Annotated in this window: 13 protein-coding genes and 1 tRNA gene; 7 read left to right on the top strand and 7 right to left on the bottom strand. The window is 52.2% G+C overall.

What is annotated here, in order from left to right:
• Nucleotides 1-233 precede the first annotated feature (233 nt).
• From ACYJL1_RS04425 to cbiE, 3 genes are all read right to left on the bottom strand, one after another.
• The gene (locus ACYJL1_RS04425) at nt 234-1,241 is read right to left on the bottom strand and encodes an AI-2E family transporter (protein WP_460897211.1); all 1,008 of its coding nucleotides are present in this window, start codon (nt 1,239-1,241) and stop codon (nt 234-236) included.
• Between the two features lie 155 nt (nt 1,242-1,396).
• Nucleotides 1,397-2,443 (bottom strand): DUF475 domain-containing protein, encoded by a 1,047-nt coding sequence (locus ACYJL1_RS04420; protein ID WP_460897210.1) that lies wholly within the window; start codon nt 2,441-2,443, stop codon nt 1,397-1,399.
• 149 nt (nt 2,444-2,592) lie between these two features.
• Entirely contained in the window at nt 2,593-3,807 is a 1,215-nt protein-coding gene (cbiE, locus tag ACYJL1_RS04415; RefSeq protein ID WP_460897934.1) for a precorrin-6y C5,15-methyltransferase (decarboxylating) subunit CbiE, read from the bottom strand.
• Nucleotides 3,808-3,927: 120 nt separating this feature from the next.
• Between cbiE and cobG the strand changes: the two genes are divergently transcribed.
• The 5 genes from cobG (at nt 3,928) to purU (ending at nt 9,078) form a co-directional block, all read left to right on the top strand.
• Entirely contained in the window at nt 3,928-5,286 is a 1,359-nt protein-coding gene (gene cobG, locus ACYJL1_RS04410; protein ID WP_460897209.1) for a precorrin-3B synthase, read from the top strand.
• 1 nt (nt 5,287) lies between these two features.
• Entirely contained in the window at nt 5,288-5,914 is a 627-nt protein-coding gene (locus tag ACYJL1_RS04405; protein ID WP_460897208.1) for a precorrin-8X methylmutase, read from the top strand.
• Nucleotides 5,914-6,654: a precorrin-2 C(20)-methyltransferase gene (locus ACYJL1_RS04400; RefSeq protein ID WP_460897207.1), complete on the top strand. Its 741-nt coding sequence runs from the start codon at nt 5,914-5,916 to the stop codon at nt 6,652-6,654. The genes ACYJL1_RS04405 and ACYJL1_RS04400 overlap by 1 nt, the downstream gene beginning before the upstream one ends.
• A complete protein-coding gene (cobJ, locus tag ACYJL1_RS04395; protein ID WP_460897206.1) occupies nt 6,651-8,066 on the top strand; it encodes a precorrin-3B C(17)-methyltransferase in 1,416 nt (471 codons plus the stop codon). The genes ACYJL1_RS04400 and cobJ overlap by 4 nt, the downstream gene beginning before the upstream one ends.
• Before the next feature lie 157 nt (nt 8,067-8,223).
• On the top strand, nt 8,224-9,078 hold the full coding sequence (purU, locus tag ACYJL1_RS04390) for a formyltetrahydrofolate deformylase (protein ID WP_460897933.1): 855 nt from the start codon (nt 8,224-8,226) through the stop codon (nt 9,076-9,078).
• Nucleotides 9,079-9,108: 30 nt separating this feature from the next.
• On the opposite strand, the gene ACYJL1_RS04385 is transcribed toward purU, so the two are convergent.
• Nucleotides 9,109-10,032, bottom strand: coding sequence for a 2-hydroxyacid dehydrogenase (locus ACYJL1_RS04385; RefSeq protein ID WP_460897205.1), 924 nt, complete (start codon nt 10,030-10,032; stop codon nt 9,109-9,111).
• 176 nt (nt 10,033-10,208) lie between these two features.
• Here ACYJL1_RS04385 and ACYJL1_RS04380 point away from each other — a divergent pair, with 176 nt between their 5' ends.
• Both ACYJL1_RS04380 and ACYJL1_RS04375 read left to right on the top strand, forming a co-directional pair.
• On the top strand, nt 10,209-11,387 hold the full coding sequence (locus ACYJL1_RS04380; RefSeq protein WP_460897204.1) for an alpha-hydroxy acid oxidase: 1,179 nt from the start codon (nt 10,209-10,211) through the stop codon (nt 11,385-11,387).
• A gap of 2 nt (nt 11,388-11,389) precedes the next feature.
• Nucleotides 11,390-12,025 (top strand): glycosyltransferase family 29 protein, encoded by a 636-nt coding sequence (locus tag ACYJL1_RS04375; protein WP_460897203.1) that lies wholly within the window; start codon nt 11,390-11,392, stop codon nt 12,023-12,025.
• A gap of 150 nt (nt 12,026-12,175) precedes the next feature.
• On the opposite strand, the gene ACYJL1_RS04370 is transcribed toward ACYJL1_RS04375, so the two are convergent.
• From ACYJL1_RS04370 to ACYJL1_RS04360, 3 genes are all read right to left on the bottom strand, one after another.
• Nucleotides 12,176-12,577, bottom strand: a complete 402-nt coding sequence (locus ACYJL1_RS04370; RefSeq protein ID WP_460897202.1) for a type II toxin-antitoxin system HicB family antitoxin — start codon at nt 12,575-12,577, stop codon at nt 12,176-12,178.
• A gap of 4 nt (nt 12,578-12,581) precedes the next feature.
• Nucleotides 12,582-12,770 (bottom strand): type II toxin-antitoxin system HicA family toxin, encoded by a 189-nt coding sequence (locus ACYJL1_RS04365; protein WP_460897201.1) that lies wholly within the window; start codon nt 12,768-12,770, stop codon nt 12,582-12,584.
• A 331-nt stretch (nt 12,771-13,101) separates the two neighbouring features.
• Nucleotides 13,102-13,176 (bottom strand) — tRNA-Glu (locus tag ACYJL1_RS04360).
• Nucleotides 13,177-13,202: the final 26 nt, after the last annotated feature.

Here is a 13,202-nt window from a genome sequence, read left to right as displayed (position 1 = left end):
GATGGAGCCAGTGGGGCCAGTGGAATTTATGCGGGTAAACGATAGCTTTTGAAATAAAATGGCAAGCCAAAATCGGTTCGAACCAAATCAGCCCCGCCCATGAAGGTAAAACTGGCAACTTTGCGAAAGAATCCTCGATTCTTGCGGTAAAATTGCAATTAAAGGCTGTACTTTAGTTGCGGTCGGTTGAATGCTGCTACGCACGTCAGTGACAGGCGGGCAGTAACCGCCGCCTAAATTAACCCGCGCATCTTTAGCTCGTCCTTCAGATAGGCATAGTAAATCGGGGCAGCGACAAGTCCCGCAATGCCGTACCAAGCTTCTAAGACAATCATCGCAAGCAATAGTTCCCAAGCGGCAGCCTTAATACGCGAGCCGATAATCTTCGCGTTCATGAAGTACTCAAGCTTGTGAATAATGACCAGGAATGCGAGCGACCCAACTGCCGCTGTAAAGGAAACACTAAGGGCAACAATGACGATTACAGTGTTGGATATCAAATTTCCTATAACCGGAAGCAAGCCAACCAGAAATGTTACAGCAATCATCGTTTTTACCAATGGCAGATGAATGCCAAAAGCAGGCAATATAATTGCCAGGAAAATTCCGGTGAAAAAAGTATTTAACGCGGAAATCCGCAACTGTGAAAAAACGATATTGCGGAACGCATTACTTAACAATGCTGCACGCTCTGTCATGGCTTCGGCCAGAGGTCCCGGCTTTCTGATGGGCGAAACAGATGTTAGCGCAATCAATCCCCCGATGACCATGCCAAGAATTATCCGTATAAGCAGGACGCCAATATCACGACCTACGAGCTGCAATTGCCCGGCATGATTGCGCAACCACCCTGCCGCAAAGGTTTCCAGCTCTTCCAGGTTGGATGGGAAGTAGTCACGCGCCCAGGTTGGAAGGTGAAGCTGCGCCGTATCGATGATCTCCGCCATTTTCCGAAACAGCGAGACAATGCCTTCAGACCCGTCGGTCAGCAGCACCATGCCACGCATCACACCGATAACGAGGAGAAGTATAAAAATGAGAGCAAGTATCGCCAAGGCCAGTGTTCTTGTCAGACCATTGGAAACGCCCATTCTTCCAAGTAAAGGCGCTGCCATATGCACCAGGCTATAGACCAAAAGCCCGGCCAGGAGCGCTGAAAGCAATCCAAGTTGAACGGCACCGACAAGTGCGACAAGTGCCAATATATAGGAAGCTATTTGAGGCTTTGAGAGAGGCTGCAAGAGGTCACCAGACAAGGAGAAAATAGATAAAACGTTCCTAGACTTGAAACCTCTTGCTCCGCAAGGCCAATTACAAGAATCGATGACCGCAATGTGATCGGTCGATCCAATCTTTAAAGTTCAACGCGTTTCTCAAACATACCCGATCTGTGACTCTATGCTTCGATGGCTTCCGGATTACGGCGGCGATAAATAATCGACGAAACCAGCGAGAAAACAATCAGCGTTGCGCCAATGAGGCCTGTAATCACTTCCGGGATGTGGAACAGTGTTTGGCAGTACATGATGACTGCGAGAACAAGGATTGCATAGAAAGCGCCGTGTTCCAGGTACCGGTACTGGCCGAGAGTCTCCTTTTCCACCAGCATGATTGTGAGCGACCGCACATAGAATGCGCCGATACCCAGACCAATCGCGATGACGAACAGGTTCGTCGAAAGTGCAAAAGCACCAATGACACCGTCGAACGAAAAACTGGCATCCAGCACTTCGAGGTATAGGAAAGCACCCAATCCGCCTTTGTGGACAGTATCCATCTGTTCCTGCGTGGCATCAAGTAAGGCACCAATGCCTTCGACAACAAGAAATGTTAGAAGCCCGTAAATGGCCGATGTAAGAAACGTTACGGATTCTTCCCCGACGAGCTGGCGGGAAAAAAAGATAATGAGAATAAGAACAACGCCGACCTCAATGCCCTGAATTGAGGCAAAGCGGGATGCACGGCTCTCGATGAGCTTGATCCAATGGACGTCTTTTTCGTAATCGAAGAAGAATTTCAGCCCAACCATCAGGAGGAACGTGCCGCCAAAGGCAGCAATTCCGACATGGGCTTCTTTCATGATGCGCGCATATTCTTCAGGATTGGAGATGGCGAGTTTCATTGCGGAAATCGGGTCAATCCAGGCAGCAACCGCTACAATGGCAAGCGGAAAGACAATACGCATGCCGAAAACGGCTATGATGATACCCCATGTGAGGAAGCGATGCTGCCAGACCGGAGTCATGTCTTTAAGTATTTTGGCATTCACAATGGCATTATCGAACGACAGCGATATTTCCAATACACCAAGCACGGCGCAGATAAACAGCACAGACAGTGCACCCTGTATGTTTCCGGAATAGATGAAACCGATCCAGGCCCCGGCCGCCAACCCGAAAATTGTAAAAAAAACCGGCCAGATGAAATATTTATACGTTGCCATGCGCGTTTCCTGCTCCTGACTCCCTGATTGCCATCAGGACGGGATTTCAACCTCTTTTGATACGTTAAGAATATGAATTTCCACCCGAATGCAATCTCCCGCGCTCCCTTAGAAAGCATAATCCTGTCTTGATCCTGTCGCGAACCCCATTACGCCTGTTTGCGAACGGTATAAATAGTAACGGGCAACGCTGATCGCCAGCTATCAAAGCTTCCAAGCGGCTGTGCATGCGACACGCTGAGCTTGATAAGATCTCCGCCATGCATTTCCCGCCATTTGACCAGCGCCATCTCGCTTTGAATGGTCACAGCATTTGCGACGAGCCTGCCGCCCGGCTTTAAACCGAGCCAGCACGCATCCAGAACACCAGGATCAGTCACACCGCCGCCAATGAAAATAGCATCGGGAGAATTGAGTTTCGCAAGCACCGCTGGCGCTTGTCCACGCACAAGTTCGAGGTCCGGCACGCCGAGCGTTTTACTGTTCTGAGTAATCAGAGCCTGCCGCTTCTCATCGGCCTCGATTGCGATTGTCCTGCATTTAGGATGTGAGCGCATCCACTCAATGCCGATGGATCCACATCCAGCGCCAACATCCCAAAGTAATTCTCCCGGTAAGGGTGCCAGATGCGCCAGCGTTACCGCGCGCACGTCCCGCTTGGTCAATTGCCCGTCATGTTGGTAAGCCTCGTCCGGCAGTCCAGCCATAAGGGGGTATGACAGCGCAAATTGATCCGGCTCTCCGCAATCCACGGCAAGAACATTGAGGTCCGCACAATGCAATCTGTCCCAGCTTTTTGCGACACCATCAACGCGCTGTTGGTTCTCCCCTCCCAAATGTTCAAGCACAGTCAAGCGGGCCGTAGCAAAGCCGGACTCGATCAATAGTCGTGCGACATGAGCGGGCGTTTCACCATCATTGCTGAGAACAAGCAGCTTTGCGCGTGGCACAAAGGACTTTAACAATGTTTCAAGTGGCCGCCCGTGAACGCTGAGCAATTGCGTGTCCTGTATAGGCCATCCCATGATCGCGGCGGCAAGCGAAAACGATGATGGTGAAGGTAAGACCAGCATTTCCTCCGGGCTCACATAACGCGTCAGTGTTGCGCCCATGCCGTAATGCATCGGATCGCCGCTGGCCAGGACAACAACCGCATTGCCGCGCAAGGCAAGCAACATGGCGTAAGCATCGGAAAACGGTGTTGGCCATGCGATGCGCTTTGCGCCAAGTTCTTCGGGCAGGAAATCAAGATGGCGATTGCCGCCGAATATAGTGCCCGCAGCTTTCAGCGCTGCCCGTGCATTCTGTCCAAGCCCTTCATATCCGTCTTCACCAATCCCGACTATCGTAAGCCACTGCGTCATCATGAATCCCATTGAACAGTCAATGCCATTGCATGCCCGAAAGCGTGGGATGGGTCAACGAAACACGCGACGATGAGAATGGTTGGCACGCCCTGCGTCATCCTGTAAACCATCAAAGCCATGAGCCTGATAACAAAACACGCCCGCAAAACCTTACTCCATGATCGGCGCTCCGCCTGTCCGGGCCTGTTTCGCATGGCGCAGGCACGCGATGGTGGAATATGCCGGGTAAAGCTGACTTTTGGCAAACTTACTTCAGATCAGGCACGGGGTATTGCCAAAGCGGCTGACCAGTCCGGCAATGGCATCATCGACATTACCAACCGGGCAAATGTGCAAATTCGCGGCGTTCGCCCGGACAGTGAAGATGCGCTGGTTGATGGTTTGCTCGGGCTTGGGTTGGGACCTTTGACTGACAAGGGCGATGATGTGCGCAATGTCATGATCAGCCCGTTTGCAGGTCTGGATATCAGGTCATTTGCGATGCGTGTTTTGACAATATTGCAGACAAGCCCCAGCTATCAAACCCTCTCGCCGAAATTCTGTGTGCTCATTGATGGCGGCGAGAATATTGCCATGGTCAGCCACCCGCATGATCTTTGGCTCAGCCCGATCAACCCCGAATCTCATATATCGGACTACGCCTTTGGCGTTGCCGGAACTCCTCCTGTCCTGGCCGAGGATCAACCAGCGCTGGGAATGATCAGTTCTGAGCGCGCCTTCGACCTCGTTACTGCAATTCTTGATCTTTTCATCGAATGGAACGAGCGCAATCCTGATGCATCGCGTCTCCGTCATATGTTTGCGGACGTCGGAAAAGAAGAATTTGTTCATCTTTTGGAGCAGCGGCTCGACACTTCCGTTCAAGCACCAGATCTTCTTCAATGGCGTCGAACGCCACCGCAACCAAGTGGTCATCTTGGTATTGTAGAGCCCATGGGTGACAATCCACAAATGGTGGGTGCGATGCCACCACTTGGGCGCTTAAATCCCCATATGCTGCGCAGATTGGCTGCAATCGCCGACCAATATTGCACCGGAGCACTGCAGCTGACGCCTTGGCAAAGCGTGCTTTTACCGAACGTCGCAAGTGACGATGCAGAGGAGGCGCTGACTGCACTTCACGCAGTTGGGCTCATGGGTGACCCTCAGGAGCCAATCGCGACGATGATCAGTTGCTCGGGTTCGGCGGGCTGCAAATCAGCACTGGCAGCAACCCAGTCCGACGGCACACAGCTCGCCGCTCTACTTGCCGGCAAATCTGATATGCCGCAAATACATCTTACCGGCTGTAGCAAGTCCTGCGCTTCGCCCTTGGCAAAACCTGTAACGCTGGTCGCAACCTCCGCGGGTCGCTACGATATCTTTCTGCACGCGACCAATGGACCGTCGCGATTTGGCAAGCTATTGGCTAGCAACTGCACTATCGAGGAATCGGCCGAACTGATCGGCACCAATTTCGGCTCCGGGGGGCCATGACATGCTTGACTATATTCGCGATGGCCAAGCGATCTATGATCGCTCCTTCGTTATTATCCGCGCTGAGGCAGATCTTGGCCGTATTCCTGCTGATCTGGAAAAACTGGCTGTGCGCGTGGCCCATGCCTGCGGCATGGTGGACGTCATTCAGGATCTGGCATTTTCGGACGGCGCAGCGACGGCAGGACGAAATGCCTTGCTTGCTGGCGCGCCTATTCTTTGTGATGCGCGTATGGTTGCCGAGGGTGTCACACGTGCCCGCCTGCCCCGCAATAATGAGGTGATCTGCACATTGAATGACCCCTCGGTCGCTGCATTGGCAACGCAAATGGGCAATACACGTTCAGCGGCAGCTCTTGAACTCTGGCGTCCTCATCTGGAAGGCGCTGTTATTGCCTTTGGCAATGCTCCGACCGCTCTCTTTCGGCTTCTTGAAATGATTGAGGAAGGCGCTCCACGCCCCGCACTGGTGCTTGGCTTTCCGGTCGGATTTGTCGGCGCAATGGAATCGAAAGTTGCGCTTGCTGAAAATACCCATGGCATCCCCTTCGTCGTTGTCCATGGACGTCGTGGTGGCAGCGCCATGGCTGCGGCAGCTATCAATGCACTTGCGTCGGAGAAAGAATAATGTCGGTGCAGGGAAGACTTTTCGGACTGGGTGTAGGGCCCGGCGACCCGGAACTCATTACATTGAAGGCGTTGCGGCTACTTCAGTCCGCACCGGTCGTTGCCTATCATGCGGCCAAGGGCAAAAAGGGCAATGCTCTGACCATCGTTGAAAAATACCTCAATGACAGCCAATTGCTGGTGCCGCTTGTCTATCCTGTGACAACTGAGATTTTGCCTGCCCATATGAATTACGAGGAAATCGTCAGCGATTTCTACAGTGAAATTACCGGCGTCTTGCGGACCCATCTGGATGCGGGATCAGATGTCGCCGTCATCGCCGAAGGCGACCCATTCTTCTACGGTTCGTTCATGTATATTCATGATCGTCTCGCTGAAGACTATCAGACGGAGGTCGTACCCGGCGTCTGCTCGATACTGGGCGGTGCGGCTGTTCTTGGCGCACCTTTGGTCTATCGCAACCAAACTCTGACCGTTCTCTCCGGAGTGCTATCCGCTGAAGAATTGAAAATACGATTGGCCAGCACCGAAGCCGCTGCGATCATGAAACTCGGCAAAAACCTTGCGAAGGTACGCGATGTCATTACCGATCTCGGCTTGATGGATCGTGCGCTTTATGTTGAGCGGGCGACTATGGACGCACAACGGATTGTTCCGCTTGCTGAGGTTGATCCCGCATCTTCGCCCTATTTTTCGCTGATCTTGGTGCCGGGAGAGAAGTGGCAGGGCAACGGCGAATGACGGCCTCTCCTGCCATTCTGGTTCTCTCCGCCTTAGGTCTGCAAACGGCATTGCAGATCAAATCCGGGCTGGATGGTAGCATCATCCATGGCCTGACTACGCGCGTCGAAGGCCCTGATGAGAGCTTCGACAATTACGGCGACACGGTCCGTCGGCTTTATCAATCCGGTCACCCCATCATTGCGCTTTGCTCGGCAGGAATTACCATTCGCGCATTGGCTTCAATTCTGGAAAACAAGGGAGCAGAGCCGCCCGTACTCGCTGTTGCAGACGATGGCAGCACCGTCGTTCCCCTGCTTGGCGGAACGACCGGCGTCAATGTTCTGGCACGCCAGATTGCGGCTATTCTCAATGTGCCCGCGGCTATTACAACCTCCGGTGAACTTCGTTTCGGTACATGCCTGCTCAACCCACCGCCTCAATTCCAGTTGAAAAACCCTGACGATGCCAAGAAGTTCATTGCCGATATGCTTGCTGGTAAGACCGTGCGGATCGATGGGGATGCACCCTGGCTTGCCGATGCGCGTCTGCCATTGGATGACAATGGTGAACTCCTTATTCGGGTGACCGCCGATGATGTCGTTGCTGGCCAGAACGAACTGGTTTTTCAATCAATTGCGCACGCCGATGAGGCGCCACCGCGTGGAAAACTCAGCGTTATAGGGCTAGGGCCCGGCGATCCGGATTTCATGATTCCCGCAGTAAAGCGAACCCTGCAACAGGCGCAAGATATCCTCGGCTACGAGACCTATATTCGCATGGCAGGCTCCTTTCGATCAGACCAGACCATCCATGCGACTGACAATCGTGAGGAAATGCAGCGTGCCCGCCATGCCTTTGAACTTGCGGCGGCAGGCCGGTCCGTGGTGATGATTTCATCTGGTGATCCCGGCGTTTTCGCCATGGCTACAGCAGTCATCGAAGCACTGCATGACTCGGATAATGCCGCATGGCACGAGGTTGAACTGGAAATATTGCCGGGCGTTTCGGCTGCTCTTGCTGCTGCAAGCAAAAGCGGCGCGCCGCTGGGCCACGATTTTTGCATCATATCCCTGTCGGATAATCTGAAGCCATGGGAGATCATCGAAAAACGCATCTCTCTGGCGGCCGAAGCCGATTTCGCTTTTGCCTTCTATAATCCAATCTCCAAACCGCGCCCATGGCAATTGCCGCGCGCGATTGAACTGCTGCGCCAGCACCGCAGGCCGGAAACGCCTGTTGTTCTGGGCCGCGACATTGGCCGCCCGGCAGAAACGTTGCGGACAATCCGGCTGGAAGATTTGACACCAGAACAGGTCGATATGCGCACGGTCATCATTGTTGGCTCGTCTCTAACCCGCCGTTTTCCAAAAACCGGTGGCGGGGAATGGACTTACACACCCCGGTGGTATGGCATCAAGCCCAACACCTGACGTAAATGCATCGTCCGCATAACAAAAGATATCGCAGCTTTCAAAGATGCCGGAAAAAGGACTGAGCACTTCGTTTTTGTGTCGACGCATTTGAGCAGTGCCCCCTATGATCCCGCACAATTGCCATGATAATTGAATGACGACAGACGGAGTTCCCATGCCAGACCAGAATTATGTCCTGACGCTTACCTGCGAAGACCGCCCAGGAATTGTTGCCTCGGTAACGACCGAACTGGCAGGCATGGATGCCAACATTGCCGAAAGCAATCAGTTCTGGGATCGCCAGACCAATCGTTTTTTCATGCGCATTGCATTTACCGCTGCCGAGGGTACGTCCAAGGACGATGTAGAGCGCGCATTGAAACCAGCCGTTTCTCGCTTCGATATGAAGACCAGCCTCATCGACCAGTCGAAGAAGCCGCGAATTATTATCATGGTCTCGCGTTTTGACCATGCTTTGCTGCACCTGATTTACCAGATCAAAGTTGGTTGGCTGGATGCGGAGGTTGCGGCGATTGTCTCCAATCATGAGGACAGCCGACGCTTTGCCGAACACGAGGGCATCCCGTATCATGTGCTTCCTGTCTCAAAAGACAACAAGAAAGAGCAGGAAGATGCGCTACTTAAAATCGTCAAGGATACAGGCGCTGATCTTGTGATCCTTGCCCGTTATATGCAGGTTCTTTCCGACAATCTGTCAAAGCGTCTGTTTGGCAAGGTGATCAATATTCATCACTCCTTCCTGCCAAGCTTCAAAGGCGCAAAGCCTTATCACCAGGCCTTCGAGCGTGGTGTGAAGCTGATTGGTGCAACAGCGCATTACGTAACCCCGGACCTTGATGAAGGCCCCATTATTGAGCAAGAAACTGAACGCGTTACCCACGCTATGAGCGCCGAAGATTTCGTGGCCACTGGTCGCGATATCGAAAGCCGCGTTCTGGCACGCGCAGTCAAGAAACATCTTGAATCGCGCGTTATGCTCAATGGTCATAAGACCGTGGTCTTCGGCTAAAGTCGTTCCTCAAATGGAAGTGTTTCGCGGCTATTTGGCCGCGAAATAATCATCGAGATTGGAGACAACGCGATCAGCCATGGCCTTGCGTGTCTCTACTGTAGCGCTGCCCATATGCGGCTGCAGCACCACATTGTCCAAGGCGAACAACTCGGTAGGGACATTGGGCTCGTCAACAAAAACGTCAAGTCCGGCACGTCCGAGTTTCTTCGACTTCAACAATTCAACCAGCGCAACTTCATCGACGACTGTTCCGCGAGCAACATTGATGAACGTCCCTTGTGGCCCGAGTGCCTGCAAAACCTCACGGGAAATGACACCCTGTGTTGCATCACCGCCTGGCAGAATGGCAATCAATGCTGCACAGTCACCGGCCATCTCGACCAGATTGTCATAATGCTTGAATGAAACGCCAGGCTTCTTGTTGCGCGTGTGATAAACGACATCGCAGCCAAAAGCCAAAAGCTTGTCTGCGATAACACTCCCAATGCGTCCCAGCCCGACAAGTCCAACCTTCTTGCCTTCAATGCCGAGCGCCAATGGAGCAGATTCACCCTTTGCCCACCGGCCTTCCCGCACAAAACGGTCATTGGCAACAATATCTCTTGTAGAGGCCAGCAGAAGTGTGATCGCCATATTTGCGGTGTCTTCATTGAGGACATCTGGTGTATTGGCAATTTTTATGCCTTTCGTGTTGGCATAGGCTACATCGAGAGAGTCGGTGCCGACACCAAATGACGAAACAATTTTCACGGCAGTCAGAAGGTCGATCATATCCGCCTTCAGGCCTGTAAATGTGCTCGTCACGGCCGCTTCAAAACGCCCCGCATTTGCTTCCAGAAATCCAAGCGCATCCTTCTCCTCATACAGCTTTTCAATCTCATACTTTTTGCCTAACTGTTCAATGAGATAGGGCATAAGCGGTCCGAGAACGAGAAGGGGTTGTTTTGGCATGAGAGCGAGTCCTATGGATCATGTGTGAAGAGCAAACCGAACATAACGATGTTTCGAACGCAATGCCAAACCATTTACTCGTGAAGTGTCCGCTCGTATATGATTGCTACTGATAAGGCCTTGCCTCAACAGGTCATTCGTATGAAAACAGGCACAACAACCATAGCGGGAAGAATATGGCAAAAAATCTTGAAATAGCTGATCTGAAAAAAGTCGCGCAGCGCCGTGTTCCAAAGATGTTCTTTGACTATGCCGACTCCGGTGCCTGGACCGAAAGCACCTACCGCGCCAACGAGGAAGATTTTGCCAAGATTCAGTTGCGCCAGCGTGTTGCTGTCGACATGACTGAGCGGACCTTGGAGACCACAATGGTGGGCCAGACCGTTTCAATGCCTGTTGCATTGGCGCCGACAGGCCTGACCGGGATGCAACACGCGGATGGCGAAATGCTCGCAGCCCAGGCGGCAGAAGAATTCGGTGTGCCGTTTACTCTTTCCACCATGAGCATCTGTTCCATTGAGGATGTCGCGTCAGTCACCAAGAAACCTTTCTGGTTTCAGCTCTATGTCATGCGGGACCGGGAATTCATCTACAACTTGATCGAACGCGCCAAGGCCGCCAAATGTTCTGCTCTGGTTCTGACACTCGATCTTCAAATTCTTGGTCAGCGCCACAAGGACATACGCAATGGCCTGTCTGCGCCGCCCAAAATGACGCCGGCATTTCTTTGGCAGATGATGACGCGCCCGCAATGGTGCATGGGCATGCTGAAAACGAAACGCCGTGGTTTCGGCAACATTATCGGTCACGTCAAGGGCGTGGAGAATATGGCATCGCTCGGTGTGTGGACAGCCGAACAGTTTGACCCTCGCCTGTCTTGGAATGACGTGGCCTGGATTAAGGAACGGTGGGGTGGCAAGCTCATTATCAAGGGTATTCTTGACGTTGAAGATGCCAAAATCGCAGCGGCGACAGGGGCTGACGCAATCATCGTTTCCAATCATGGCGGGCGGCAATTGGATGGCGCCCCCTCGTCCATTTCCGTGCTTGCCGAAATCGTCGATGCTGTCGGCGACAAGATAGAGGTGCTGTTCGATGGCGGTATTCGTTCCGGTCAGGACGTCCTGAAGGCACTGGCCATTGGCGCCAAAGGCACTTTCATTGGCCGCGCTTTTCTCTATGGTCTGGGCGCAGGCGGCAAGGCTGGCGTGACGGAAGCATTGGAGATTATCCGCAAAGAGCTCGATATTACGATGGCCCTATGTGGCGAAAGGGACGTTAAGGTCCTTGATCGAAACAATCTCTACAAGAGTGGCCTTGAAACCAAGCCGCGTATGGCTCAGGTCAAGAAATAGAAATGACGCGTTCGCTTACAGGTCCGTTTAAACGGATTGTCATCGTTGGCAACGGACCTGTGGAGGCGGGTGTGGCTCACGCCATCGATAGTGCTGACGTCGTTATCCGCTTCAATGAAGCAATTATCGTTCCTGAACGAACCGGCAGCAAGACGGATATTCTGTTCCTGATGAATTCAGGTAAATCCATGCAGGCACGCTTGGAAACGCCCTCCTATTGGCTAGAGCCATTTGTGCAAGATGCATTGGAGATCATCCTTCCCTACCATCCATCAATCGTAAGGCAATATCATCCAAGGCCAAACTTTCTATCCCGCCTGAAGGGACGCAAGGCTGACTGGACGGCAGAAACATTGAAAAGAATTGAAGGGTTAGGAAAAAAGGCAACCATCCTGTCCCCCGAATTCTATTACGAGACCTGCCAGATTCTTGATATCTCTACAGACAGTCTCAGCAAGGTTTTTCCAAGCTCAGGCTTGTTGGCCATGCGTTATGCAATTGAAACTCTCAGGACAGATTCGACACAAGTTGAGTTTTGTGGCTTCAGCTGGCAAGGCTGGAAAAGGCATTCCTGGGGAAATGAGCAGCATTGGGTCGATGAGCAAGTCCAGCAAGGGCGTATTTCGCCGCTGATCTAAGAAACCACAACAAGACGGATGATTTGGTACGCCCAAGGGGAATCGAACCCCTGTCCGGATTTCACAGGGCCAACCGGTCGGTATCTGGCGGCAATTTCACGGGAGAGGCTAAGCCCGAAGAGTCATGCTCAATTCGGGTTTAGAGTAGTTTTAAGCAGCTTCCAACTCCATAACTTGCTTTGCAGCTTTTGCTAGAAAACCGGATCGCGTAAAACCGTGGGACTCCGCAAAACTATCAATCTGCTGCAAGACATCTTCAGGCAGCGTAACATTTACGCGCACGGCCTTTTTGGCTTCGGTTTTTACGGAAACCAAAATAGCTACGCCGTCACGGTTATTGGCGTCCGCCATTACTTCTTCTAACGATGCTGGTTCGGGAATAGCTTCGCCATCCTCAACCAACCCGTCTATATGAAATGAAAGCGCTTCTTCAGCCATACTACGAGCGTCGTCCAAGGAAATCCCCACTGTCACAACGCCAGGAAAATCCGGAAACGAAACGCCGTAATCGCTCTCTGCTTCTTTGTGAATGAGTCCAATATATTGACGCATCGCGCTACCTCAAATCCAACCCTGATTGTTTTTCTATGCTACGAAGAGTCCCTATAGGAATGTCACGTTTAGGGTGAGGTACGGTGACACGTCCCGGTTTTGTGGGGTGCTTAAACTGAATGTGGCTTCCTCTGGTCGCAACCTTGTACCAACCATCTTTTTCAAGCTTGCTGATTACATCACCACTCTTCATATGTGCGTTATACACATCGATGTGTATAATTTCAACTTAAAAGTGACGCGTCAACCAATTGTGATTTTTGGTCTTGGGAAGCAATTATTACAGGGGTGAATCGTACCAGCCTACCCGCATTTCCATAGACGTGAGGAATCTGATAATATGTTACGCGTACATAGGAATTTACAAGGATTTGCAGAGACTTCTTAGAACTGTGGACGCGGTACGATGTAATGCACATGAACTCAGCGCCGATTTCCGCAGCAATCCATGCTCGTCCACAGGGGTGATATTGGATGCTTATTTGATGAAGTTTTGCCAGATACTGCTAAGTTATTGATTCAGTTGGTACGCCCAAGGGGAATCGAACCCCTGTTTGCGCCGTGAGAGGGCGCCGTCCTAACCGCTAGACGATGGGCGCATCGCAGTCAATCTGGCGGGTATAAT

It is taken from the genome of Phyllobacterium sp. K27 (genome assembly GCF_054796155.1).
The sequence above is the reverse complement of the archived record's forward strand: the minus strand, read 5'-3'. Positions and strand labels throughout refer to the sequence as shown.

What these genes read in the sequence shown, in the direction of transcription:
- ACYJL1_RS04375 (WP_460897203.1), top strand. Translation starts at nt 11,390, where the DNA reads ATGACGCGTTCGCTTACAGGTCCGTTTAAACGGATTGTCATCGTTGGC.
- ACYJL1_RS04365 (WP_460897201.1), bottom strand. Translation starts at nt 12,770, where the DNA reads ATGAAGAGTGGTGATGTAATCAGCAAGCTTGAAAAAGATGGTTGGTAC.
- ACYJL1_RS04385 (WP_460897205.1), bottom strand. Translation starts at nt 10,032, where the DNA reads ATGCCAAAACAACCCCTTCTCGTTCTCGGACCGCTTATGCCCTATCTC.
- ACYJL1_RS04380 (WP_460897204.1), top strand. Translation starts at nt 10,209, where the DNA reads ATGGCAAAAAATCTTGAAATAGCTGATCTGAAAAAAGTCGCGCAGCGC.
- purU (WP_460897933.1), top strand. Translation starts at nt 8,224, where the DNA reads ATGCCAGACCAGAATTATGTCCTGACGCTTACCTGCGAAGACCGCCCA.
- ACYJL1_RS04400 (WP_460897207.1), top strand. Translation starts at nt 5,914, where the DNA reads ATGTCGGTGCAGGGAAGACTTTTCGGACTGGGTGTAGGGCCCGGCGAC.
- cbiE (WP_460897934.1), bottom strand. Translation starts at nt 3,807, where the DNA reads ATGACGCAGTGGCTTACGATAGTCGGGATTGGTGAAGACGGATATGAA.
- ACYJL1_RS04405 (WP_460897208.1), top strand. Translation starts at nt 5,288, where the DNA reads ATGCTTGACTATATTCGCGATGGCCAAGCGATCTATGATCGCTCCTTC.
- ACYJL1_RS04370 (WP_460897202.1), bottom strand. Translation starts at nt 12,577, where the DNA reads ATGCGTCAATATATTGGACTCATTCACAAAGAAGCAGAGAGCGATTAC.
- cobG (WP_460897209.1), top strand. Translation starts at nt 3,928, where the DNA reads ATGAGCCTGATAACAAAACACGCCCGCAAAACCTTACTCCATGATCGG.
- ACYJL1_RS04420 (WP_460897210.1), bottom strand. Translation starts at nt 2,443, where the DNA reads ATGGCAACGTATAAATATTTCATCTGGCCGGTTTTTTTTACAATTTTC.
- cobJ (WP_460897206.1), top strand. Translation starts at nt 6,651, where the DNA reads ATGACGGCCTCTCCTGCCATTCTGGTTCTCTCCGCCTTAGGTCTGCAA.